Origin of the sequence: Neobacillus sp. PS3-40, assembly GCF_030915485.1 — a bacterium.
Classification (GTDB): Bacteria; Bacillota; Bacilli; order Bacillales; family Cytobacillaceae; genus JAUZPL01.
This window is the reverse complement of sequence record NZ_CP133266.1, coordinates 3,286,391-3,309,170: the sequence shown is the minus strand read 5'-3', so window position 1 is coordinate 3,309,170 and position 22,780 is coordinate 3,286,391. Positions and strand designations below refer to the sequence as shown.

Annotated in this window: 23 protein-coding genes; 8 read left to right on the top strand and 15 right to left on the bottom strand. The window is 36.0% G+C overall.

Going from position 1 to position 22,780, the window contains the following annotated elements; genetic code table 11:
- Positions 1-66: 66 nt before the first annotated feature.
- From lepB to RCG20_RS16170, 3 genes are all read right to left on the bottom strand, one after another.
- Positions 67-621: a signal peptidase I gene (gene lepB, locus RCG20_RS16180; RefSeq protein WP_308181138.1), complete on the bottom strand. Its 555-nt coding sequence runs from the start codon at positions 619-621 to the stop codon at positions 67-69.
- Between the two features lie 120 nt (positions 622-741).
- Positions 742-1,674: an LCP family protein gene (locus tag RCG20_RS16175; protein WP_308181137.1), complete on the bottom strand. Its 933-nt coding sequence runs from the start codon at positions 1,672-1,674 to the stop codon at positions 742-744.
- A 261-nt stretch (positions 1,675-1,935) separates the two neighbouring features.
- Positions 1,936-3,918 (bottom strand): S9 family peptidase, encoded by a 1,983-nt coding sequence (locus tag RCG20_RS16170; protein ID WP_308181136.1) that lies wholly within the window; start codon positions 3,916-3,918, stop codon positions 1,936-1,938.
- Between the two features lie 185 nt (positions 3,919-4,103).
- Here RCG20_RS16170 and RCG20_RS16165 point away from each other — a divergent pair, with 185 nt between their 5' ends.
- Positions 4,104-4,475, top strand: a complete 372-nt coding sequence (locus RCG20_RS16165; protein WP_308181135.1) for a YhjD family protein — start codon at positions 4,104-4,106, stop codon at positions 4,473-4,475.
- A 1-nt stretch (position 4,476) separates the two neighbouring features.
- Here RCG20_RS16165 and RCG20_RS16160 read toward each other — a convergent pair whose 3' ends face one another.
- On the bottom strand, positions 4,477-5,046 hold the full coding sequence (locus tag RCG20_RS16160) for a competence protein ComK (protein WP_308181134.1): 570 nt from the start codon (positions 5,044-5,046) through the stop codon (positions 4,477-4,479).
- A gap of 148 nt (positions 5,047-5,194) precedes the next feature.
- On the opposite strand from RCG20_RS16160, the gene RCG20_RS16155 reads away from it, so the two are divergent.
- The gene (locus RCG20_RS16155) at positions 5,195-5,431 is read left to right on the top strand and encodes an IDEAL domain-containing protein (protein WP_308181133.1); all 237 of its coding nucleotides are present in this window, start codon (positions 5,195-5,197) and stop codon (positions 5,429-5,431) included.
- A 132-nt stretch (positions 5,432-5,563) separates the two neighbouring features.
- Here the strand turns inward: RCG20_RS16155 and RCG20_RS16150 are convergent, their stop codons facing one another.
- The 5 genes from RCG20_RS16150 to RCG20_RS16130 all read right to left on the bottom strand — a co-directional run bounded on the left by RCG20_RS16150 (position 5,564) and on the right by RCG20_RS16130 (position 10,078).
- Positions 5,564-6,844, bottom strand: coding sequence for a M48 family metallopeptidase (locus RCG20_RS16150; protein ID WP_308181132.1), 1,281 nt, complete (start codon positions 6,842-6,844; stop codon positions 5,564-5,566).
- 272 nt (positions 6,845-7,116) lie between these two features.
- Complete coding sequence (locus RCG20_RS16145; protein WP_308181131.1) at positions 7,117-7,425, bottom strand: AzlD domain-containing protein; 309 nt, start codon at positions 7,423-7,425, stop codon at positions 7,117-7,119.
- Complete coding sequence (locus RCG20_RS16140; RefSeq protein WP_308181130.1) at positions 7,422-8,147, bottom strand: AzlC family ABC transporter permease; 726 nt, start codon at positions 8,145-8,147, stop codon at positions 7,422-7,424. The genes RCG20_RS16145 and RCG20_RS16140 overlap by 4 nt, the downstream gene beginning before the upstream one ends.
- A gap of 190 nt (positions 8,148-8,337) precedes the next feature.
- Positions 8,338-9,327 carry a lipoate--protein ligase gene (locus tag RCG20_RS16135; protein ID WP_308181129.1) on the bottom strand — a complete coding sequence of 330 codons (990 nt, stop codon included), beginning with the start codon at positions 9,325-9,327 and terminating at the stop codon, positions 8,338-8,340.
- A gap of 16 nt (positions 9,328-9,343) precedes the next feature.
- A complete protein-coding gene (locus RCG20_RS16130) occupies positions 9,344-10,078 on the bottom strand; it encodes an MBL fold metallo-hydrolase (RefSeq protein ID WP_308181128.1) in 735 nt (244 codons plus the stop codon).
- Between the two features lie 506 nt (positions 10,079-10,584).
- Here RCG20_RS16130 and RCG20_RS16125 point away from each other — a divergent pair.
- Positions 10,585-10,902, top strand: a complete 318-nt coding sequence (locus RCG20_RS16125) for an ABC transporter permease (RefSeq protein ID WP_308181127.1) — start codon at positions 10,585-10,587, stop codon at positions 10,900-10,902.
- A 304-nt stretch (positions 10,903-11,206) separates the two neighbouring features.
- Here RCG20_RS16125 and hemY read toward each other — a convergent pair whose 3' ends face one another.
- From hemY to hemE, 3 genes are all read right to left on the bottom strand, one after another.
- Complete coding sequence (gene hemY, locus RCG20_RS16120) at positions 11,207-12,646, bottom strand: protoporphyrinogen oxidase (RefSeq protein WP_308181126.1); 1,440 nt, start codon at positions 12,644-12,646, stop codon at positions 11,207-11,209.
- 38 nt (positions 12,647-12,684) lie between these two features.
- Positions 12,685-13,617 (bottom strand): ferrochelatase, encoded by a 933-nt coding sequence (gene hemH / locus RCG20_RS16115; RefSeq protein ID WP_308181125.1) that lies wholly within the window; start codon positions 13,615-13,617, stop codon positions 12,685-12,687.
- Between the two features lie 146 nt (positions 13,618-13,763).
- Entirely contained in the window at positions 13,764-14,810 is a 1,047-nt protein-coding gene (gene hemE / locus RCG20_RS16110) for a uroporphyrinogen decarboxylase (protein WP_308181124.1), read from the bottom strand.
- A gap of 275 nt (positions 14,811-15,085) precedes the next feature.
- Between hemE and RCG20_RS16105 the strand changes: the two genes are divergently transcribed.
- From RCG20_RS16105 to RCG20_RS16090, 4 genes are all read left to right on the top strand, one after another.
- Positions 15,086-15,568, top strand: a complete 483-nt coding sequence (locus RCG20_RS16105; RefSeq protein ID WP_308181123.1) for an antibiotic biosynthesis monooxygenase family protein — start codon at positions 15,086-15,088, stop codon at positions 15,566-15,568.
- A 145-nt stretch (positions 15,569-15,713) separates the two neighbouring features.
- Positions 15,714-17,108 (top strand): hypothetical protein, encoded by a 1,395-nt coding sequence (locus RCG20_RS16100; RefSeq protein WP_308181122.1) that lies wholly within the window; start codon positions 15,714-15,716, stop codon positions 17,106-17,108.
- A gap of 290 nt (positions 17,109-17,398) precedes the next feature.
- Complete coding sequence (locus RCG20_RS16095; RefSeq protein WP_308181121.1) at positions 17,399-17,857, top strand: YsnF/AvaK domain-containing protein; 459 nt, start codon at positions 17,399-17,401, stop codon at positions 17,855-17,857.
- Positions 17,858-17,998: 141 nt separating this feature from the next.
- Entirely contained in the window at positions 17,999-18,409 is a 411-nt protein-coding gene (locus tag RCG20_RS16090) for a YsnF/AvaK domain-containing protein (protein WP_308181120.1), read from the top strand.
- A 132-nt stretch (positions 18,410-18,541) separates the two neighbouring features.
- Here RCG20_RS16090 and RCG20_RS16085 read toward each other — a convergent pair whose 3' ends face one another.
- From RCG20_RS16085 to RCG20_RS16075, 3 genes are all read right to left on the bottom strand, one after another.
- On the bottom strand, positions 18,542-19,270 hold the full coding sequence (locus RCG20_RS16085) for an EcsC family protein (protein ID WP_308181119.1): 729 nt from the start codon (positions 19,268-19,270) through the stop codon (positions 18,542-18,544).
- 199 nt (positions 19,271-19,469) lie between these two features.
- Positions 19,470-20,675: an ABC transporter permease gene (locus RCG20_RS16080; RefSeq protein WP_308181118.1), complete on the bottom strand. Its 1,206-nt coding sequence runs from the start codon at positions 20,673-20,675 to the stop codon at positions 19,470-19,472.
- On the bottom strand, positions 20,668-21,408 hold the full coding sequence (locus tag RCG20_RS16075; RefSeq protein WP_308181117.1) for an ABC transporter ATP-binding protein: 741 nt from the start codon (positions 21,406-21,408) through the stop codon (positions 20,668-20,670). Before RCG20_RS16075 ends, RCG20_RS16080 begins: the two co-directional genes overlap by 8 nt.
- Before the next feature lie 860 nt (positions 21,409-22,268).
- Between RCG20_RS16075 and RCG20_RS16070 the strand changes: the two genes are divergently transcribed.
- On the top strand, positions 22,269-22,691 hold the full coding sequence (locus RCG20_RS16070; RefSeq protein WP_308181116.1) for an HIT family protein: 423 nt from the start codon (positions 22,269-22,271) through the stop codon (positions 22,689-22,691).
- Positions 22,692-22,780 lie beyond the last annotated feature (89 nt).

Genomic DNA, 22,780 nt, shown 5'->3' with positions numbered 1-22,780 from the left:
ATTGTCTATTTGAATATTCGTCTACAAAAAAGAGTACGATTAAAATCGCACTCTCTTTCGTTTATCTTAGAAATGAACATCCATTTCATCCAAAGGCCAGTATCTTAGATCAACTTTACCAACTACTTGATCAACTGAAATAAATCCAAAATAGCGGCTATCCCAGCTTCCTAAACGGTTATCACCGAGAACAAATAGCTTTCCATTTGGAATGGTTTCTTCACCAGTAATCTCTTTTAATGTGAAATCACCTGTAAGCTTACTCCCAGAAATCTTTTGTCGATAAATATCCAAAAAAGGTTCTTCATACTTTTTACCATTTACAAATAAATGGTCATTACGGTAAACAATTTTATCTCCTGGTAACCCGATTATGCGCTTAACAAAATCCTCTTTTTTATTTGCATGAAAAACGATCACATCAAACCTCTGTAGGTCTTCTATTTGGTAACCCAGCTTATTTACTACCACTTTATTGCCATTTTGAAGAGTAGGCATCATCGATTCGCCTTCAACCAAATAATTAGAGAAGAAAAATGTTCGAATAAAAGCAAATAGAATCAAACCAATCCCACATGCCTTTGCCCATTCCAGACCTTCCTTCTTCCATTCGCTCTTCATTGAAACTCCTCCATTTACCCTTTTCCTACCTACCTATCTCCCATTATGGACGTATTCCCTGTGCCTATTCAAATTTCCTTCATTTCCTTTGGTAAAATACCACCTTATAGAGCGATCTTTTTATTCAGACATAAATTTGTCAAGCGCTTGTCTGTTCTTTTCTAAATTGATATCCAAAATATCCCCTTCACCACTAATTCGGGGTTCTGTAAAGCTATTATCAATTGGAATTCTTAAGGTAGCAACATTTCCCTTGCCTTTGGTTAAATAATCCTTTGCCATAAACAAAATATCAGTTGTGTTCATATTTGTATTTACATATGGAGATACTACACCGATTAATTTTGGAAGTTTTGGTATGGTTCTCACACTTTTCAACTGATCACCTAAGAGTTTTATTACCTTTTGTTGTCGCTGTACTCGCCCAAAATCTCCAATAGCATCATGCCGAAATCGAACATATCCAAGTAAATGTTTACCATCTAGGTTTTGAAGCCCTGGTTTCAAGGTTACCCCAATATTTGTGGACATTTCTTTCTCAACATTTACCTCTACACCATTTGGAAATGCTTCATCAACCAACTGCACAAACCCTTGGAAGTCAACAATTGAATAATATTGAAGATCAACGCCAAAGTTTTCTTTAATTGTCTGCCTCATTAATTCTGGACCACCATAGGCAAAAGCAGAATTAATTTTATGTTTTCCATGACCTGGTATAGCAACATAAATATCCCTCATAATTGAAGCTAGCTTAAATGTTCCCTTATTTTCATTATATGAAGCGATCATTATGGTATCTGACCTCGACCTTTCATTTCCCCGTTTGTCACTGCCTAACAATAGGATATTGGTATCACCGTATTGATCTTTCTTCCCCTCAAATGAATACACAATTTGATCCTTTTTATCCACTTTTTTTAATGATTGGGAAACCCCTTGTTGATATTGATAATAAGCATAACCACTAACAGCAACAATTAGTAGCAACAAGGTGAGCAAGATCGGTTTCCATCTCTTTTTTTTCTGTTTATGATTTCTTTCATATCTCATTTTCGATCATCCATCCATCTTTTATTTTACTTATATTAGACAGTATTTTATAAAATTTAGTTTCTTCTTTTATTAATTTCCCCTTCCCTCAAGCTTCAATTCCGCAAAAAAACATTCAGGAACTTTTACCAAACCCAAGTATGGAAATAGTTTTCAGAAGATTTTTAAGTATTGTTGTTTCTTTCATCTGGTTGGAACCTAGACACGAGATACCATCTAATCCAAACAAAAAACCGCTAGCTTTTAGCGGTTTTGGGATAATTATTTTAGATATTCATTAAACCAGTCGACGATATAATCCAAACGTGCTACACGAAGTTCTGGTTTCCCACTTCTTGATAATTCATGGTTTTCTTCAGGAAAGCGAATGAATTTTGTCTTTTTCCCTAATCTTTTTAACGAAATAAATAGTTGCTCTGCTTGCTCAATGGGGCATCGATAGTCCTTTTCACTGTGTAAAATTAACAGAGGCGTCTCAACATTTTTGGTGTATGCAAGTGGAGAATGTTTCCATAATTTTTGAATATCATTTAAATCGGATTCAATCTGCCATTCAGTGAAATAATAGCCAATATCACTGACGCCATAAAAACTGATCCAATTTGAAATGGAACGCTGGGTTACAGCTGCTTTAAACCGGTTTGTCTGTCCCACAATCCAGTTTGTCATAAAGCCACCATAGCTTCCTCCTGTTACTCCAAGCCTTTTTTCATCAATAAAATCAATGTTTTCTAAAACATAATCAACAGCAAGCATTAAATCCTGATAATCATTTCCACCATAATCTCCTCTAACGGAGTTCACGAATTCCTGACCATAACCATGGCTACCTCTTGGATTAACGTATAAGACCACATATCCCTGTGCAGCCAGAATTTGGAATTCATTCATATATGTATTTCCATACATCATATGTGGTCCACCATGTATCTCAAAAACCAATGGATATTTCTTGCCCTTTTCAAATCCAATAGGTTTCATTAGCCAGCCATGTATTCTCCAACCATTAGCACCTGTGAATTCAATTGCTTCCGGTTTTGACAAACTAATTTTCTTTAAATACTCTTGATTAACATTTGTAAGCCGGTCTAAATTCCCATTATCTGATGACAACAAATAAAAGTCACCTATTTCTGTTGGCATACTAATGGCTGCAATTATCCTGCCACTTTCCTTATCAAGAGTGAGCCCATATACATGTTGCTCCTCGTTCAGAACTGGTTCTATTGCTCCATTTAAATTTCCATAATACACATCTGTATTTCCATTGTCTGTTGCTAAAAAATAAAAACCTTTACTATCATATGTCCACAGAATTCCTGGGGTTTTAGCACCCTGTTGGAAATCACCAATTGAATAATCACCAATAGATACTTCCCAGTTTTCTGTAAAACAATGTAATTCCTTTTTATCTAATTGATAAAGCCAAATTTTCGTCAATGTAGCATTGTAATATTCTTGCTTATGACCTAGCATTCCAAGATATTTCCCATCAGGTGACCATGTAACATTTCCAAAATACCCCGAATCCGTTACGCGGGATAACACCTTCGTTTCAACATTCAAAAGGTATACATCAAGTGAAAATGAGTGATCTATATCTTTGGTTAAATCTGCTCCAATGGCAATATTTTCTCCATTTGGTGACCATGAATATAGATAATAATCATTATCTCCTTCGGTCAGTTGGATTAGCTCTCTACTGTTCACATCCACTACAGCAATTTGGTTATAGGTTCCTTTCCAGAACCCATCTGAATTTAATTTATATTTCATTCTGGTTACTTCAAGTGGTAAAAGGTTATCCACCTTTGTTTCTTCTACCTTATCAAACACTGTTATTCCTGTATTTAAAGTGGTGTTAAAAGCTATTCTTTTACCATCAGGTGACCAAACCGGATTACTAGCGCCATTTTGCAGGAAAGTAATCTGCCTCGCTTCCCCACCTTGAAGGTCTAATAGATAAATTTGATTTTTGCCACTTCGATTCGATGCAAATGCAAGCTTTGTTCCATCTGGTGACCATCTAGGTGAACTGTTTTTACTCTGGCCAAATGTCCATTGAACAGGTTTATCACAATTATTTAAACTAGAATAAAAAATATGGGAATAATATTCGTTAGATTCCTTATCAATTACCGTTTGGACATATACAAATGTATTTCCTCCTGGAGATATTTGTGGATCCGCAACTGATTTCAGTTGATATAAATCCTTGGCCCCAATGCCTCTTTTCACTTCCATCCAATCCCACCTCTCATAGTCCTTCATATATATATTATTTCGTCATTCGAAGTAAATTCCCTTCTCTTTTAGAGAACTTTCTTGGATTTGAGAAAGCTTAGAAAAACATTGCCTTTTCTTCCTTTTTTCTGTATTATATTTACGAACATAAGTTCTATTTTAATCAAAGGAGTTCGTTTACGCTAATGACTAGAATTCCAGAAGAAGACCGGAATATCATGGAGAAAGCTATTTACTTACCTATGGTATTAATTGTTTTGAACCGTGACCTTGTGGTTGTGGAAAATAGCCCATTTAAATTAAAAAAGCCTTATACGGACCTAATTGAGGAAACAATGAAGATCATTCAGAGGGAATTAGCTGTTGCTAAGCAATATATGAAGAGAAATAAGCTTCAAGTCACTCAAACAAAACGGGACGATGCCTTTACGATGTATTTGTTTTTATATAAAGGGTATGAAGAATACCATAATTACTTTAATCCACGTATTCGAAATAAAGTTCAAGAATTAATGGAGTTTTATTTTTCAAAAGAACACCGGTCCCGTCAAGAATAATCTATTGCTTAGAAGAAGGGTTTTGCCCATATTCATGAGTCTTTTCCGAGGCTTCCATCAATTTAGGCCTGCTCATTAAATAGAAGGATTTCCTCTCTGTCTGCCCAATTCGTTGCATCAGTTTTGTTCTTAATAAAGCTGTTCTTAATAGTTGGTTCTCAAATGAACTATACGAAATTTGAAAGTTGTAGGATTGTTTGTTTTGAAATGTGACTTCTGTTTGATCTGAAGCAACTCTGCGATAATTCAACACATGTTCATGGGAAACCCATATACACTCTGAGCGACTAGGTGATGTAGTTGGAAAGAAATAAATAAAATTTGTTGGATCAATTGCAATAGGCACTTTGTGAGTAATACCAATTAATTGCTTAGTTCCATTTTTTCTGCCTTCAAAGCTGCTCGAAAAGTATTCACAACTCTTTTTGATAATTTCAATCGGCTTAAAGGGTGATGTAAACTCATCCTCTACTTCAATTATTTGCGAATACAATTTGCTGCCATATAGCAAGGGCCTAATATACATTGTATATGGACTTATTTCATATTCTTCTATCTGGTTTTTATTCAATTTTTCAACCCCCCAAGCCTTTTTGTCCATTATATCACTTTTATTCCAAAATTTATCACTTTGTAAATTTTATCAGAAAATTTTAAATATTTATTGATTTTATTAGAAAAACTCCATATAATATAAAAAAGCAGCAGAGGTGATTTTCATGAATGAAAAATCATACACTGAACTAATGAAGTTAAGCGCCATGAACAGCAGTCAAGAGAAGAAGAATTTTGTCCAGGATCTATATATTGAAATATTATTGTTAGAAATTCAATTAACGACGGAAAAGCAAAAGTTAGTAAAGAAAATCGATGAGGCTCTTGATCAACGGGATAAACAAGGGTTTCTGAGTTTATCCGGGCAACTGAACAAACTTAACAAGCAATTTGGGACATAACAAACCTCCCATTTACCGTCCAGTGGACGGTTTTTTTTTTCGTAAAGGAAATTATATCGTATTAACATAGACTTCAAATGAAAGATTAAAAGGCCAAAGACATGATGGATATGTCTTTGACCCAATTATGAGTCATTTATTCAATTGAGTGCGGTGCTTTACTTCATATTCCTCAAGCATCGAAATACGGTCAAGCATCGTCGGATGATCGTACCGAAAAATTTTCACAAGCAATGGTGGATTTACTTGGCTTAATCCTGAACGGGTCAGTTCTTGAAAAGATGTGATGGCTTCTTTAGGATTTTTTGTTAAATTAATCGCATATCGATCAGCCCTTGTTTCTTCATATCGTGAGCCAAGATTTGTTAATGGGCTTACAGCAAACATTAGCATAGAAATAATCATAAGGAACAACGGCACTGATCGAATATCCTTCATTTCTGGTATTTTCAGCTCTTTCCCCCACTTCTTGATCATCCAATCCATGAGCCTAGAGGTAATATAAAAACCAAGTAACGATAATAGTAAATACCCTGCTATTCCAAAATATATATGCTTCTCAACATAATGACACATTTCATGGGCCATTATGAATAAAATTTGCTTATCTGATAGTCGATTTAATGTGGTATCCCAGAGAACAATTCTCGCATTAGATCCAATACCCGTCACATAGGCATTTAAGGAATTCGTTTTTTCTGCCATATTAACTTCAAACACATGCTTCGCAGGAATATGCGCCTTGTTGGCCATTGTTAAAATTTCCGTTTCCAATACCTTGTTTTTTAATGGATAAAAATCATTGTATAGCGGATCAATGACAACAGGCTGAAGAAACGTCATGAATAAGGTAAATGGAATAGATAGTAGCCATGCATACAGCCACCAGCGTTTATTACTCTTTTTCATCAACCAATATAAAACTGAAACAATGAGTAGCATAGTTCCATAATTAAGCCAAAAATCAATCAATTCGTCCTTCATCCATGACGGAAATGTTTGCGTGGAAATGTTATATGTCTTGGATAGGGAATATCCTATATAGCTTATTGGAAATGTGGCAAGAAAGGAAAAGAACGAGAGCCAAATTAGGTAGATAGCAGTCTGACCTAATTTGTATTTTGATGAGCTTTCAGACCAACGTTTGAATGCCTTTGAAAGGCCAAACAATAAAATAAGAAAATAAAAAAGCCATTCGAACGGTGTGGATATGAAAAATAATAGGTTCCTTATCTTTGAATACTCCTCACTTAGCATAAGCTCCCTGCCATTTAAAAACGTTGCTGGGTCCGCCTTTGTACCTTGATATTCAAATGGGAGCTTCATATCAGCAAAATAGAATAAATACCAATAAAAAAATAATGCATATATCACATAGGCCAAAACAGCATAAATTCCTATTTTCCGAGCCATATTTTGTCCTCCTTTATGTACAGCCTCTCTCTATACTTAGTTTAGTTAAAAAGTAAGTATTTAGAACAGAAACTAGAAATTTTGCTATTAAGAAAAGTTCAAGCACCCTGTTTAGCCCCGACAGTCGTTTGAGGAACTGGGCTGCTCGCGCCGGCGATTGCCTTGTTGCACTTACGCGATTGGGCTGCTTATTTATCAACGATAGTTACTTACTTCAGTGCGTTAACAAAGATGCTTTCTTATAAGCAAAAAAAGTCGGCCAATTGACCAACTTACATTAAATAGGAGTAGACTGCAAGAGCAGCAATAGATCCAAGAACAACAACGATGACATTTGCGCCCAGGAAGGCGGTAATAAATGCAGTTGCAGCTCCTACTATACCGTACCAAATATCCCCCTTTTGGATTAATAAAATACCTGGGAAAATTAAAGCGCCCAGTGTAGCATATGGAACATTTTTTAAAATGCCTTGGATAAAAGGTGGTAGTTCTTTCCCTTTAAAAAGAACAAATGGTAGCATTCGGGGAATATAGGTAACCAAGCCCATACCAACAATCATTAAGACAATTTCATTCCTCATAATGAACCCCCCTTATGCCTTTTCTTAACTACTTCGACAACTTCGATAATGACGGCAGACAAAATGGTTGCCAAAACGATAGCCCAACCGGGAGCCAACAAATTTCCGAATGTAAAAATACAATTAAAAATAGCTGAAAGAGAAGCCAAAAAAACAACTTTCATACTTTTTTTCATAGATGGAACTAAAAGCCCAATAAACATTGCATACAGAGCTACCCCCATACTCTCTTGTAATGTTTGCGGAAGACTTGCTCCGATCAGATGGCCAATACCAGAAAAAACAACCCAACTTGAATACGCTACCGAAACCAATCCGAACATAAAGCCAGTCGTGACGGTTCCTTCTTTCGTCGCTGCAACAGAAAATGTTTCATCTGTAATGCCGAAAGAATAAATTAGCTTATTTGTAAGATGATCGTCTTCACACTTTTCATTCAATGATGTAGACATAAGAAAGTGCCGAATATTCACAATAAACGTTGTTAAGATAATTTCAAATATCCCTGTTCCAAAAGCAATCAAGCTTAAGGATATGTACTGGGATGCTCCAGCAAAAACAAGTAGACTCATGAGGATCGTTTCATAAATAGAAAGGCCTGAAGTCTTGGCCAGAAGCCCAAATGTCAAGGCTATTGGAAAATAACCAATGCCAATGCTCATCCCGGCTTGAAGCCCCTTTTTTAGTTCAGATAATTCTTTTCCTACTGCAATGTTCTCCATGTCTTGCCCTCCCAGTGCTCCATTCGGTCAGATACCCCATTTAAAAATACATTTTAGCAAATTTTCTGTTTTTTGGGAATAAAAACAACAGGTTACTATTTTATAATTATATTTTAACAATAAGAAAAAACATGGCAGAGCACCATGTTCATTTCCTTCTATTACGGCTTTTTTTAAGGCAGTATGCAAATTAATAAATCAGGTTGATGAATTCATCCTTGGTTACGTTTCCAAAATAGTGTGGGATCTCAATATCTGAAAGGGCAGATTCGATTTCACTTTTTTCATAGCGAGTATTTTTAAGCTTCTCTTCAATTTCGCTAACATCACCAACACCAAAAAAATCTCCGAAAATTTTACAATTTTCAATAATACCTTTATTTACTTCAAGCCTCACATCAATTTGGCCTACAGGGAAGCGGTGTGAATGTTGTAGATTAAATTTAGGTGATTTTCCGTAGTTCCATTCCCAGCTCTGATATCTTTCCTTTGAAAGTTGATGGATTTTCTCCCAATCTTCTTCTGTCAAAACATATTCAGTAATTTCGTCAGTTCCTTCGAAAATATTTTGTAATAACAACATACGAAATTCTTCAATATCAATTTTATTTGTTAGAAATTCAGAAATATTGGCAACCCTGCTACGGATTGATTTAATTCCTTTTGATTCAATCTTATCCTTTTTAACCTTTAAAGCAGAAACAATACTATCCACTTCTGAGTCAAATAAAAGCGTCCCATGACTAAACATCCGACCTCTTGTTGAAAATTGTGCATTGCCGGAAATTTTTCTTCCTTCTGCCAAAATATCATTTCGACCACTTAATTCTGCATTTACTCCTAATTTCCCCAAGGCCTTAATAACAGGTTCAGTGAATTTACGGAAGTTATGAAAGCTTTCACCATCATCTTTCGTGATAAAGCTGAAATTTAAATTCCCAAGGTCATGGTATACTGCCCCGCCACCTGAAAGTCGGCGAACAACAACGATGTCATTATTTTCAACATATTCTGTATCAATTTCTTCAATAGTATTTTGATTTTTTCCGATAATAATGGATGGTTTATTTATGTAAAATAATAAATACGTTTCATTGATATCAAGGTTTTTTAAAGCATACTCCTCAATGGCTAAATTAATTTGTGGATCAGTAATCCCTTTATTGTCTATAAATAACATTTTACTTATCTCCTTTTCAAAGTGATATCGCTAAAGACTCCACAGCAAGTCTAATCGGACCTGAATATTCTTTAGAAGCTTCACTAACTAAATCAGACAAATCGCCATAATGTGGCAAGTGCGTTAGAATTAATTGTTTAACAGCTGCTTGCTGCGCGAGCTTCCCGGCTTCGATGCTATTCATATGTCCAGATGATTTCCCGTTTTGATAACCATAAAAATTGCATTCACATAATAATAGATCGGCATTTTTGCTAAACTCGATAAACTCTTCCTTAAAAGAACTATCAGCCGTATAGACTACCACTTTTCCATCTGCCACTATCCTCATGGCATAGCATGGAACAGGATGGCTTGTTTTTAAAAAAGACACCTGAAATGGGCCTACTGTAAGAATTTCATTTGGAATATATGCCTTCCCTTTTGTTACCTCCTTAAATGATAATTTAGTAAATTCAGCTTGATCAAAATGGTGTCCATAAATCACAAGACTTGGAAAATTTTTTCCTAAAAAACCTTGGATGAGTCTTGCATGCTGAAGAACCCCAATATCAGCGATATGATCGGGATGGTAATGTGATAGGAGAACAGCATCAAGCTCCTCAGGCTGGATGATATTTTGCAGCTTCGCAAGCACTCCACTCCCACAATCAATTAAGAGTTGAAATCCATTATGTTCAAGTAAATATCCTGAGCTTGCTCCATTTTTTTTCGGGTAACCACCCCAAGATCCGATAACCGTTACTTTCATTTTGCATCCCTCCAAAGTCATTACTTTTAATATACTCAAAAATAATAATCTTTTCTCATAATGAAAAAGGGTGGAGCGTTTAAAACCCATATATATTTTGTATATAAGTACAGTAATTGACATTTTTCGTGCTAAGTTATAATTAAAAACATAAAATGGACCGGCTACTTACCTTCCCAACTATACCGCATTTTTATCCTTTCCGCACATATTTAACATGAATACCAGCAATAAAATATGGCTGGTCAGGCTGTCGAAATTACAATTCACCGCATTAATTCGTTATAATATTATTAGTTATTGGTTTTTCAACATGTCTGTTGATTGGCGCTCCAGGCACTTCGCTTTCCGCGGGCACGTTTAAGAACTATTCGTAACTGCTAACCTACTTTTATGTCAATTTTATGGAAAAATATACTATAATGATTATGAATTGTTTTGTTTTTAATCTTGATTTCCTATTCTTATGTATTTGTATATTAAATAAAAAATATGAGGGGGTTAATATGAACGGAGATAGCGGCGATTTTTTAATTTGGGTTATTTTAATAGCAGCTCTTTTAATATTAAACTATATGGCTGTTTCTTCTTATAAAAAGAAGAATACATCTTTTTTTTGGTCTGGCTTACTTATTTGTATTATGGGCCCAGTTATTGGTTTTATTACAGGTTCTATTTTTGTGAATATGGACCATAGTGCTGGAGAATCGGGTGAAGGCGGGGCAATTGGTGCCGCATTTATAGGATTGATTATCTTAGGTAACGGAATTATCTACCTAATAGTCGGAGCTATTCTTATGATTAGTAATTTCTTTAAAAAATAATGTGGTCTACATACACATGTATCCTAAGAGAGCAAAAACGATTGCTCTCTTTTTTGCACTTTTATATTGCTTTCAGAGGACACCATCAAATTAAAGTCATTTCATACGTTATTTTGAATAGCAAGGCTAGAAAAAGTGTGTTGCATTGCTTTAGGTTGATTAGCAGAGACAATAATTGAATTAAAAATCGGTAATTTAGATTAAGACAAAATAAAAAATTGCCGAGAAAAATACCCTTTCTCGACAATCTGAACAGCCATATTTTTTTGTTAAAATGGTTTCTCCGCTACTCAAAAGGAGCAATTCAAATTGAATGGTTAAAATTTAAATAGTCCAGTATGTTGTTTACAGCTACTTCCCCCTGATCGATACAATCAGGAACACCGATCCCTTCAAAAGAAGCCCCTGCGAGAAATACCCCTGGTAATTCATCTGTCATTTGATCTTTTATGGTTTGAAGCCGTTGTTTATGCCCAACGGTATATTGAGGCATAGAATTATTCCAGCGTGATATAACAGCAAAATCAGGTTCCATTGTAATATCCATTGTTTTCTTTAAGTCATCTAAAACAATTTTCACAATCTGATCATCTGATAAATCAACGACTGTCTCATCACCTGCTCTACCTACATAACAGCGGAGCAATACTTTGCCTTTCGGAGTAGAATGTTCCCACTTTTTATGTGTCCAAGTGCAAGCCGTTATTGTATAATCACTATTCCTCGATACAACAAACCCTGTACCGTCAATATCCTTCTTGATTGCTTCCTTAGGAAATGCGAGTGCGACGGTCGCAACTGAAGTGGAAGGCACAATTTTGAAAGGATCAAAAAGGTCATATTGCGAGAACATCGACTGAGTTACCTTGTGAGACGTTGTTGCAACAATACAATCGGCAACAAGAGCTTCCCCATTATTTAGAAATATTTCATACTGATTATCTAATTTCGTTATATTTTTAACCCGATGTCCTTTTAATATTGTATCGGGATCTAGTTTAGCTTCAATTGCTTCAGCAAATGATTGTAGCCCTGATTTAAACGTTAGGAATACACCTTTTGCCTTTGCTTTTGTTTTGCCTGTTTCTTCAGGCTTTTTCGGCTGAGAAGGTGCCGATTTTTTCATACCAATAATAAGACTGCGGTATTTCTGTTCAACCTGATAAAATTGTGGGAAGGTCGACATTAAACTTAATTGATCAATATCACCTGCGTATATTCCAGATAATAATGGTTCAATCAAATTTTCAACAACCTCATCACCAAGCCTTCTTCGAAAAAATTCACCAAGTGATTGATCTTTTCCGCTTGCAGATCTTGGTAAAATAAAGTCTGCAGCTGCTCTAATTTTTCCAGGAATAGAAAATAATCCTGTTGTGATAAAAGGTCCAACTTCAGTAGGAATACCCATAATCGATCCGCCAGGCATTGAAAAAAGCTTATCATCTACAAGAACATACGATTTCCCAGTTGAATTATGGACTAATTGGTCCTCCATCCCTACTTCTTTCGCAAGTCTTGTAATACTAGTTTTTCGAGCCAAAAATGAATCTGGTCCTCTTTCAATCGTATAACCATCTTTTATCACCGTTTGCATTTTTCCGCCAAGCCGGTGTGATGCTTCAATAAGCTTTATTTCGATTGGAAGATTGTTTTCTCTCACTATTTTCTGAAGGTAAAAAGCCGTAGTCAAACCGGCAATTCCACCACCAATAATTGCAACCTTCTGCCTTTCTTCCACCACAGAGGCCACCCACTTTCCATTAATTTCTTGGTGCTAGTTTACTCCGCCAACTTCTTAAGTATGACTGAAGACATAGCATCAATAATTTCATCCTGTGCATTCGGCATTTCTGGGCGGTAATAACTTGCGCCCACTTCGTCTGTTACAGCTCTACACTCAGTATCATTGTCATAAAGAACCTCAAGATGCTCACACACAAACCCAACTGGTGCATAAATAAATGCTTTATAATGATGTTCTTTAAATAATGATCTTGTTAGGTCCTGTACATCAGGACCAAGCCATGGCTCCCCAGTATTACCCGCACTTTGCCAGCCTATTGTATAATTTTGAACACCTGCACCTTTTGCGATTAAGGCTGCCGTTTCCCGTAGTTGACTTGGATATGGATCGCCTGCCTGTAAAATCTTTTCTGGTAAACTGTGCGCTGACACGATTAACATTGAATTTTCTTTTTCCTCTAAAGGCATTTGTTCATAAATTTGTGTTAACTTTTTAACCCAATAACTGATAAATTTTGGTTCAGTGTACCAGCTATCAATCGAAGTGATTTTAGGACCACCGATCTTCTCAGCTTCCTCTTTTACTCTCTCATTATACGATTTCACAGAAAAGGTTGAAAAATGGGGAGCAAGAACAATGCTAATAGCCTCTTCAATCCCGTCCTCATGCATATCTTTAACGGTATCCTCAATAAAAGGTTCGATATGCTTCAAACCAAGATACATTTTAAACTCAATTTCATCCTGGGCTTGATTTAAATGCTTTTCAAGCTTTTCAGCTTGTTCAATCGTTATTTTAGCTAGAGGAGAGATGCCCCCAATTGCTTCATAGCGGTTTTTAAGATCATCCAACATTTCAGCCGAAGGTTTTCGTCCATGTCGAATATGTGTATAATAACGTTCAATATCTTCAACTTTGTATGGGGTTCCATATGCCATCACTAGCAAACCCATCTTCTTTTTAATCATTTTCCAACACCTCATTTTCAAATCTATAGCATATTGGAGATAAATTCACTCTAAGTGCAAGTCTCCAAATAGAATCTGCTCATACTATTGTGCCAATAAATCGGACAACTTACCAAGTTTAGCACAAAATATATGAATTTGGGTGGTTAACGGCTTAGTTTTGAAGCAGAATAATCGTGAATAAATGTAGTTAATCTCTTTAATACTTCTGGATCTGCTTGTGGGAAAACGCCATGCCCAAGGTTGAAAATATACCCACTTTGTGCCATTCCTTGGTCTAGAATTGCTCTTGCTTTTTCTTCAATAACTTCCCACGGAGCAAGAAGAATCGCTGGATCAAGGTTTCCTTGTAGCGTTTTCTGAATGCCCATTTCTCTTGCCTGTTTAATTGGCAGGCGCCAGTCTAACCCAACAACATCAAGTGGAAGTTCATTCCATTCCATTGCAAGATGACTTGCTCCAACTCCAAACATAATAACGGGAACGTTTTCTCCTTTTAAAGCAGTAAAAATTTTATTCATAATCGGCTTAATGAAGAATCGGTAATCTTCTACGTTTAAAGCACCAACCCATGAATCAAAAATTTGAATAGCTTTAGCTCCCGCTTTTACTTGAGATTTAACATATGTAACAATCATATCCCCCAATTTATCCATTAAAGCAAACCATGCTTTAGGTTCAGCGTACATGAAAGCCTTTGTCTTATTGTAGTTTTTTGAAGGACCGCCTTCGATCATATAGCTCGCAAGCGTAAACGGAGCTCCAGAAAACCCAATCAGTGGAACAGATAATTGCTCTTGTGTTAAAAGTTTAATTGTTTCAAGAACGTATGGAACATCTTCTTCAGGGTTTATTTCGCCTAGCTTTTCTACATCTGCTAAAGAGCGAATTGGATTCGAGATAACGGGGCCAATGCCACCTTTTATTTCTACTTCAACACCTAGAGCAGGCAGCGGAGTCATAATATCTTTATACAGGATAGCCGCATCAACATTGTAACTTTCTACCGGCAGACGTGTTACATACGCACAAAGCTCTGGTTGATGGGTAATTTCAAATAATGAATACTTTTCTTTAATTTTCCTGTATTCTGGCTGTGAACGACCTGCTTGACGCATATACCATACAGGTACATAATCTGTCTTTTCTCCTCTTGCTGCTTTTAGAAATGTTTCATTCATAACTCTTGCCATTAAAATTTCCACCTTTCAAGGACATGTCTGCTAAATATTTTAATATATATAATCGTAAAGTGAAACTTCATCTTTTATGGATATTTATAATTCTGATGGTAAATAGATAAGCTGTCTTCACTATATCTATTAATCTCATTAGTGTATAGACAACACAAATAAGTGTCAAAAAAAAGTCGTTTTTACGTTTTCAAAACTGTTTAAATTAAAAGAAATGCGAAGGCTTAATGAACAACAAAGTACTCTTTGTAAAAATAAATAAGAGGTGAACAAGCATGAAAGTGTTTATCACGACTGGTACATATGATTACCTAAAAAAAGTAAAAGAAAAATATCCGGAAGAAGCAATGGTAATAATGGTTAATGAAGACACAGCATTACTGCTTCATGAAACAAGTACTGAGACACTATTTAATGAACCAAGAAAGTATGAAATCATTGATTCTTCAGGAGAAATTGGTCTGACGGGATTAGCTGTTATGAATAATATTCCTGTCACTGATGAAGGCCGTCCCTTGTTTGAGTATAGCTTTAAGAATAGACCCATGGTGATTGAAAAGGAACAGGGGTTTATCGCATTAAGGGTCCTTCGCCCAAAAACATCTAATACATATATCATTCTGACTATATGGGAAAATGAACTCGCTTTTAAAAACTGGCAAAACTCTAATAACTATAGTAATGAAAAAAGTATTGCTACACCACCAAAAGGTTCCGTAGCTACAGCGTATGTAACAAAATACCAAATCTCTGAATAAACACATCCAGACTGGAGTTATCCCAACTCCAGTCTTTTTTTTTGTGTATTTTTCACCTCTCGGAGCCATTTTTCATATTCTGTAATACATCCATTAGGGCTAATACCCATATTCTTTCCCTGGATGAAGAAACGGAGGTTATCGTATGATTGTAGAGCTTACAGCTCTCCATTGGATATATGTCGTCTTCATCGCTCTCATTATCGGATTCATGGTCATGAGAAGAGATACATCCCTTGTATGTATTGTAGGGATATTCTTACTTGGCATAACAGCAACTGGTTCATTAAGTAGTTCAGTAAGTAGCATTTTTAATAGTTTTGCTTATGCGATTACTGAACTCTTATCCACCATTCTGGTCATTTCCATTATTGTGGCGATGAGCAAAACGTTAACAACAACGGGGATAAATGATGTCATGATTGCCCCTTTCACAAAATTAATTCGCAACCCAACACTAGCATATTGGACAATTGGTATCCTCATGATGGTCATATCTTGGTTCTTTTGGCCATCCCCAGCAGTCGCCTTATTAGGTGCAGTCCTTCTACCAGTCGCTATTAGGGCAGGTCTTCCAGCTTTAGGGGTTGCGATGGCGATGAACTTGTTCGGACATGGGATAGCATTATCCGGAGACTTTGTTATTCAAGCAGCCCCTAAATTAACTGCAGATGCGGCTGGCCTCCCGATCAATGAAGTAATCAATGCCAGTATCCCACTTGTTTTTGTAATGGGCTTTGTAACTACCATTGTTGCTTTCTATTTCTTAAAAAAAGATATGAAACGAGGAGTTTTAGAAGTAACTCCTATCATAGCAGAACCTGAAGCAAGTAATTCAGATGCACCCTCATTGTTAAGTAAAGCACAAAAACGCTTTTTCGCCATACTTGTTCCTGTTTTATTTGCCATTGATGTGGCAGCCATGTTTATCCTGAATCTTCAAGGCGGGGACGCAACTGCATTAATTGGCGGAACATCTATCATTATTTTAATAATCATTACCCTTGTTAGCCATAGAAATAAAGGTCTCGAAAAAACAACTGAATATTTAATTGAAGGATTTCAATTTGGTTTTAAAGTATTTGGTCCTGTTATTCCAATTGCTGCCTTCTTTTATTTGGGCGATGCAGGATTCACCAAAATTATCGGTGACTTTTTGCCTAAAGGCTCCCAAGGAATTGTTAATGACCTAGGTATTGCCCTTGCAAATATTGTTCCACTAAGTAAGGCTGTAGGGGCAGTCACATTGACAACTGTCGGTGCGATAACAGGCTTAGACGGATCAGGCTTCTCTGGAATATCGTTAGCTGGATCTGTTGCAAATCTGTTTGCAATCGCGATCGGTAAGGGCGCTGCAACTTTAACCGCACTTGGCCAAATTGCCGCTATATGGGTCGGTGGCGGAACACTTGTCCCATGGGCATTAATTCCAGCAGCCGCTATTTGTAATGTGGATCCATTCGAACTCGCTCGAAGAAACCTTGTGCCCGTATTAATTGGACTCTCAGTGACAACTATAGTTGCCATATTCCTAATCTGAGCAAGAAAAAATAGTCGATTCATCTCACGACTGAAGTCACGAGTGTTCTCTGCCAATCATAAAAGCAATTTTTTAAAAAATTGAGGATAAACATGCGCACTTACGTTGTATATAAATATATAACGTAAGTGCCTTTTTGTGCGATCGGGCCATAAATGAATGTGTAGACTCGAAGAACTCTATTCAGGGCTTTCTAAACTAGAAGCTTTCCAAAATTCGGTTGGAATAGTTCACAGCCAGAAGGAGCAATATAGTTATGCACATATTTGACATGACCACTGGAGGTAACTATGAGCAATATATTTGGATTCTTAGACGATGATAAAGAAGAACTACACGAAAAAGAGGTTGTTGACGATAATAAGATGCTGCTTCATCAAGAAGAGCTTGATATTTCCAAAGATAGAGTGGAAACCGGAGAGGTAACACTATCCAAGGAGATTGTTGAAGAACACAAATCAGTTTCCGTTCCAGTCACACATGAGGAAGTTGTTATAAAGAGGAGAGTCATTGACCATGAATTAAGCGACACTCCTGTTGGTGCAGAAGAAACTATACACATCCCAGTTAGTGAGGAACGGGTTGAAGTAGGAAAACACACTGTCGTAACAGGTGAAATCTCTGCTTTTAAGCGTGAAGTTGAAGAAACTAAACAGGTCGAAGAAACCCTTAGACGGGAAGAAGCACGTGTGAATACAACAGGTGACCCTAACATTGTAAATGAGGAAGATGTTTCGACATTCGAATAAGGCCAAAAAATGAATTAAACAAAAAAACACCTTACAAATTATAGATACTATTTGTGAGGTGTTTTTTCAAAAAAGCCAAGTTTTATCTATTCGTTTATTGCGTACCATCTTAGACAATAAGTATGGAGGTGTTTTCTAAAAATGAATCCCATCGGAAAAATAAAGCTTCACATGGAACAGTTGGATATTTCTAAAAAAAGAATTAAAACTGCTGCCGTTACCATCCACAAAGAGTTTATAACAGAAGAAAAAACAATTGTTGTGCCTGTAACTCGTGAGGAACTTGTAATTGAGAAAAAAATGTTTGATGCCAAAAACCCGGAAAAACTCAATGGACTATCAAAAACAATCAGAATTCCTATTCTTGAAGAACGTATTGAGGTTATAAAACATCCAGTGATTTTAGAAAATGTCAAAATTTATAAACGACGGTACCAAAAAATTGAACATATTGAAAAGTCCTTTAAAAAAGAAATAGCCCATTTAGAAACGATTGGAAATGCTAAATTTGTTGATAATTCATCGGAAATTCCAATTAATCAAAAAAAATAAAAAGGCAGTTCTAACTTGCATTTAGGCTGCTTTTTTAGCTAATCAGAATTAATATCCATAATTTCTGCTAGTTCATAAGGGCAACTAGACCTAATCATCGCCTTTAGGAGCTCGCCAATCGGCGAGGTTTCTTTATATGTCATTGCCAAAGTCGATTTTCAATATTCGTAAACGGAAAGCATTCATTGCGGTTTCACCTAAATGTCCAAGAAGGTTATGATTGGCATACGCCCCAACAACAGCCCCAATACCAGGCACAAGCTGTAGCATCTTAGCAAAATCAATAAAATCTCTATACTCCTGCTGAAAGTTCCGCCAATCCATATCAACAATTATTTTCTTTTTCTCCTCCCAATTTTCAATTATGTGTAATGTATCCTTGCGGGTATCTTCGCTTGAAAAAGCAAGCTGAAAAACGTGGAGGATAAACAATCTCTCTTCAAATTCACTTGTATTAAATCCATAGCTTGCGGCAACTTCAAATAGAAATTTCATTTTTATCGTTAACAGCAGAGGAAAATCTGCAAGGCCAAGCAAAATTCCACCCGCCCCTGTTCCTGCTCCTTCTACAAGTGCTGTCTTTTGGAAAATGCCAATTCTTTTCCGAACTAATTCATCACGTTCAGCTAGCGTTAAGCCCTTAGCTTGATTCTTATTTGTCGTTATTTTCGATCCAAATAATGTTGTCTTCACCATAGCTTTAATGCTTTCGGTCATCACTTGATGAACCTTTTCAGGAATTAATTCATTTATTTTGCCCTGTGCCTTTTTCGATAAACGGCTCATAAATCCAGCTCGCTTAAGGATTTCCTTTTTCCACTCTTCCACTTCTATGTACACTATACTTTCGTATTCATTCATATTTTTTTACCTCTTTACATTGGTATGTTTGGGAGAAAACGGTTAAGGGTTTTAAAGAAAACTAGGCTAGCGCCAAGCCTTAAGGCGCCGGCGATAGCCTAGTTGCACTTATGCGACATAGGAAAGTATAAACTTTTTTCAAAGTTTATACTTTCCTATTAGCCAAAAAATCCTCTTTCAAAATTGAAAGAGGATGATATTAGCCCTTTAAGCGGCTTTTACTATACATAAAAACAAAAATATAACTAAACCCAATACCTGCTAGTAATTCTAAAACGGCGATAAGTACTTCTCCCTTTATAAAAATAATAAGGGCAAATAGAAGAACCTGTGTTAGTAGTATTATCATCAATAAGGAATGAAATGCCCATGATTTAAATCTTATTGAAACAGGATACAAATCAAGCCAAAGTTTATTTTGGTGATGATTCCATAAAGGGAGCAATTGAAAACCTGTTAAATACAAAAATAAGACAGCTAATAAGATTTGTCCAAAACCAAAGGAAATAAAATATAAGCCAACGCTTCCGATAACCGTTAACCGAATAAACAAACCGAGGTAATCTCCTGAACGCAAAAATGTTCTGGAAAATAAATAAAGGAACGTTTTTTCCTGGGTAAAAGAAATTCGATTTAATAAAAAATCCAACCAAATTCTTCTTTTAACACTATCCTTAAGTTTTGGGACATCTGTAAATAAATTTGCCAATCTGTAAAAAGCAATCATCCTTTTCTCTTCCTGATCAATTAACAGATCCCACTTCAATCCAGTATTTCTTGTTCGGGCGTATAAAGAACGATAATAAATGACCATAGCTGCAACAATTAATAGTAAAAGCCATAGATTTACGTGTTTAAAGAGCGAATAAGTCAATAACCCATTAAGAAGAAAGCGAATTACCCAATCTGTGCTATGACCTGAATGAAAATAGTGCATTCTCCAGTTACTTGCTAAATTCCACGATTTTATCATTAATAATGCGATTAAAAAAGGAATAAATGTACGAAAGCCAGTCCCGCTTACATGTGCATATAACGGCATTAGGATAGCAAGAACAAGCAACAGAATATACCCCTGGAAAATAAGACTGATAACACCTGACCGAAAAAAATACCTTTGAAGTCTATCTTCTAGTGGAAGCAAAAACACTTGATCTGCTTCCAGAAGAAAATTATAGACAGGACTATAGGTCAGGAATAACCCAAGGAAAATAGCCATAACGATTTCTGATGGAAATCCAAGTGGAAGCGTTTTAATCCATTGCTGGTAATAAAAAGCTCCTGCACCAATTAAAAATAGAAGAACGATGACCAGGTGGCTATTAAAAATATAACGCAAATATCTTCCTAAATCTTTAGCACGCTTGCCTGCACGGTCTTTCCAAAGCTTTTTATCATCAAACATAATTTTCTTCCTTTGTTAATTGAATATACAAATCGTCAAGAGTAGCCTCTGGCATGGAAAACTGCTCACGTAATTCATTAAGGGTCCCTTTTGCACGAACTCTGCCTTCGTGCAAAATGACAAAGCGATCACAATATCTTTCGGCAGTTGTAAGAATATGGGTGGACATTAAAATGCCGGCACCATTCTCCTTCATCTTCCTCATTAAATCAAGCAATGACTGAATACCGAGTGGGTCTAAACCAACAAAAGGTTCATCGATTATGTACAAGGCTGGCTGAACCAAAAAGGCACACATTATCATTACTTTTTGCTTCATCCCTTTGGAAAAATGAGCTGGAAACCATTTAAGCCTTTTCTCCATCCGAAATTCTGTCAGCAATTGGTGAATTCTTTCTTCATAAATTAACTCATCTAAGCCGTATGCCATTGCTGTTAATTTCAAATGTTCCGCTAAAGTAAGCTCTTCATATAAGATAGGAGATTCAGGAACAAACGTAAACATTTTACGATAAACTTCCTTATCTTTAGTGAACGTGTGTCCATTTATTTTTATTTCTCCCTGATGTTGTTTCATCAGTCCTGTAATATGTTTAATCGTTGTACTTTTACCAGCTCCATTTAATCCAATTAACCCAACCATTTCTTTTTCATTTACTTCAAATGACACATCTTTTAAAACGGGGTTCCTAGTGTATCCTCCTGTGAGGTTTTCAATTGATAATAAAGACATTTGCCACGTCCTTCCTGGCTTTATATTTTTCATTTTATCAAATTATTGCCCATAAAAACAGGAACGCAAATTTCTATAAAACTTTTTTGCATATTCTTTTTCAAAAGGGACATCATAATTATCGAAGGGGAACAACAATTGCGATGATTACTCATCAAAAATTGAAATGAGGTGTCTGTTGCAGACAAGTTCCTTTCAATAAATGTTTGCTTTTAGATTTAAAACGTTTCAAATAAGGGGATGGTTGTATTGCGCATAGTGCCAGGTAACCATTTTGATGTTCAGATAACGCCGGACTGTTTATTGTAAAAAAATAAACGGCTACATTGAAAATGAGGTGTTTATCAAAGATCCATCGTCCGCTTTATACGTTGTTTAAACATATAAAGAATGCTAAGGGGATGGTAAGCTTGAACAATGATCACTCTTTAAAAAAAACACTAACATGATAAATGAGGTGTTTACAAAAGAAGAGTCCTGAAAGAACGACTAACTAAAAGTATTTCTCCCCTTCAAGAGGGCAGGATTCCATGCGAATCCTGTCTTTCTTTTTTTAAGGCTCTTTTCTTAAACTTTGTTGCTACTTGAAACTAAATTAAAATGGTATTCCAGTTTATCGATGAAAACTGTAGGAAGTTTTTAAGAAAAGAGCACGATACCATAGTTATTTCGGGTTTTTAGACTAGATACGAAAAACAACAATCTATGCGAAAACAACCTTTTTTTAAAATAGTATGATAAAATATAGGACAAATATTTCAAGACAAGTGAAAGCAATCTCAAGTGCTTAAAGCAAAGCTTCTTACAAGATACATGTAAGTTGCTTACGCAAAAATATTATTTGAAGGGCAGTGAATATAATGAGCGATTGCATTTTCTGCAAGATAATTAATGGAGAAATACCGGCAGCAAAGGTTTTTGAAAACGAACACGTTATCGCCTTTTTAGATATCAGCCAAGTAACAAAAGGTCATACCTTGGTTATTCCTAAAGTACATAAAGAAAATCTTTTTGAGTTAACACCTGACATAGCCTCAAATCTTTTTGAAGTAGTACCCACGATCGCGAAAGCATTAAAAACTGAGTTTAAGCCAGTTGGATTAAATGCAATCAATAATAATGGTGAACAGGCAGGTCAATCTGTTTTTCATTTTCATTTACACTTAATTCCTCGCTATGGCAAGGGAGATGGATTTGGAGCTATTTGGAAAAATAATCAAAGTGATTACTCTCCACAAGATTACCAGACAATGGCCGAGAATATTCGGAAACACTTTAATTAACAGAAAATTTATTCTTCACATAAATCTAAATCATATGCTATACTAACAATAAGTTTTTCGCTACAGGCAATTAGCGCACTGCAGGAGAA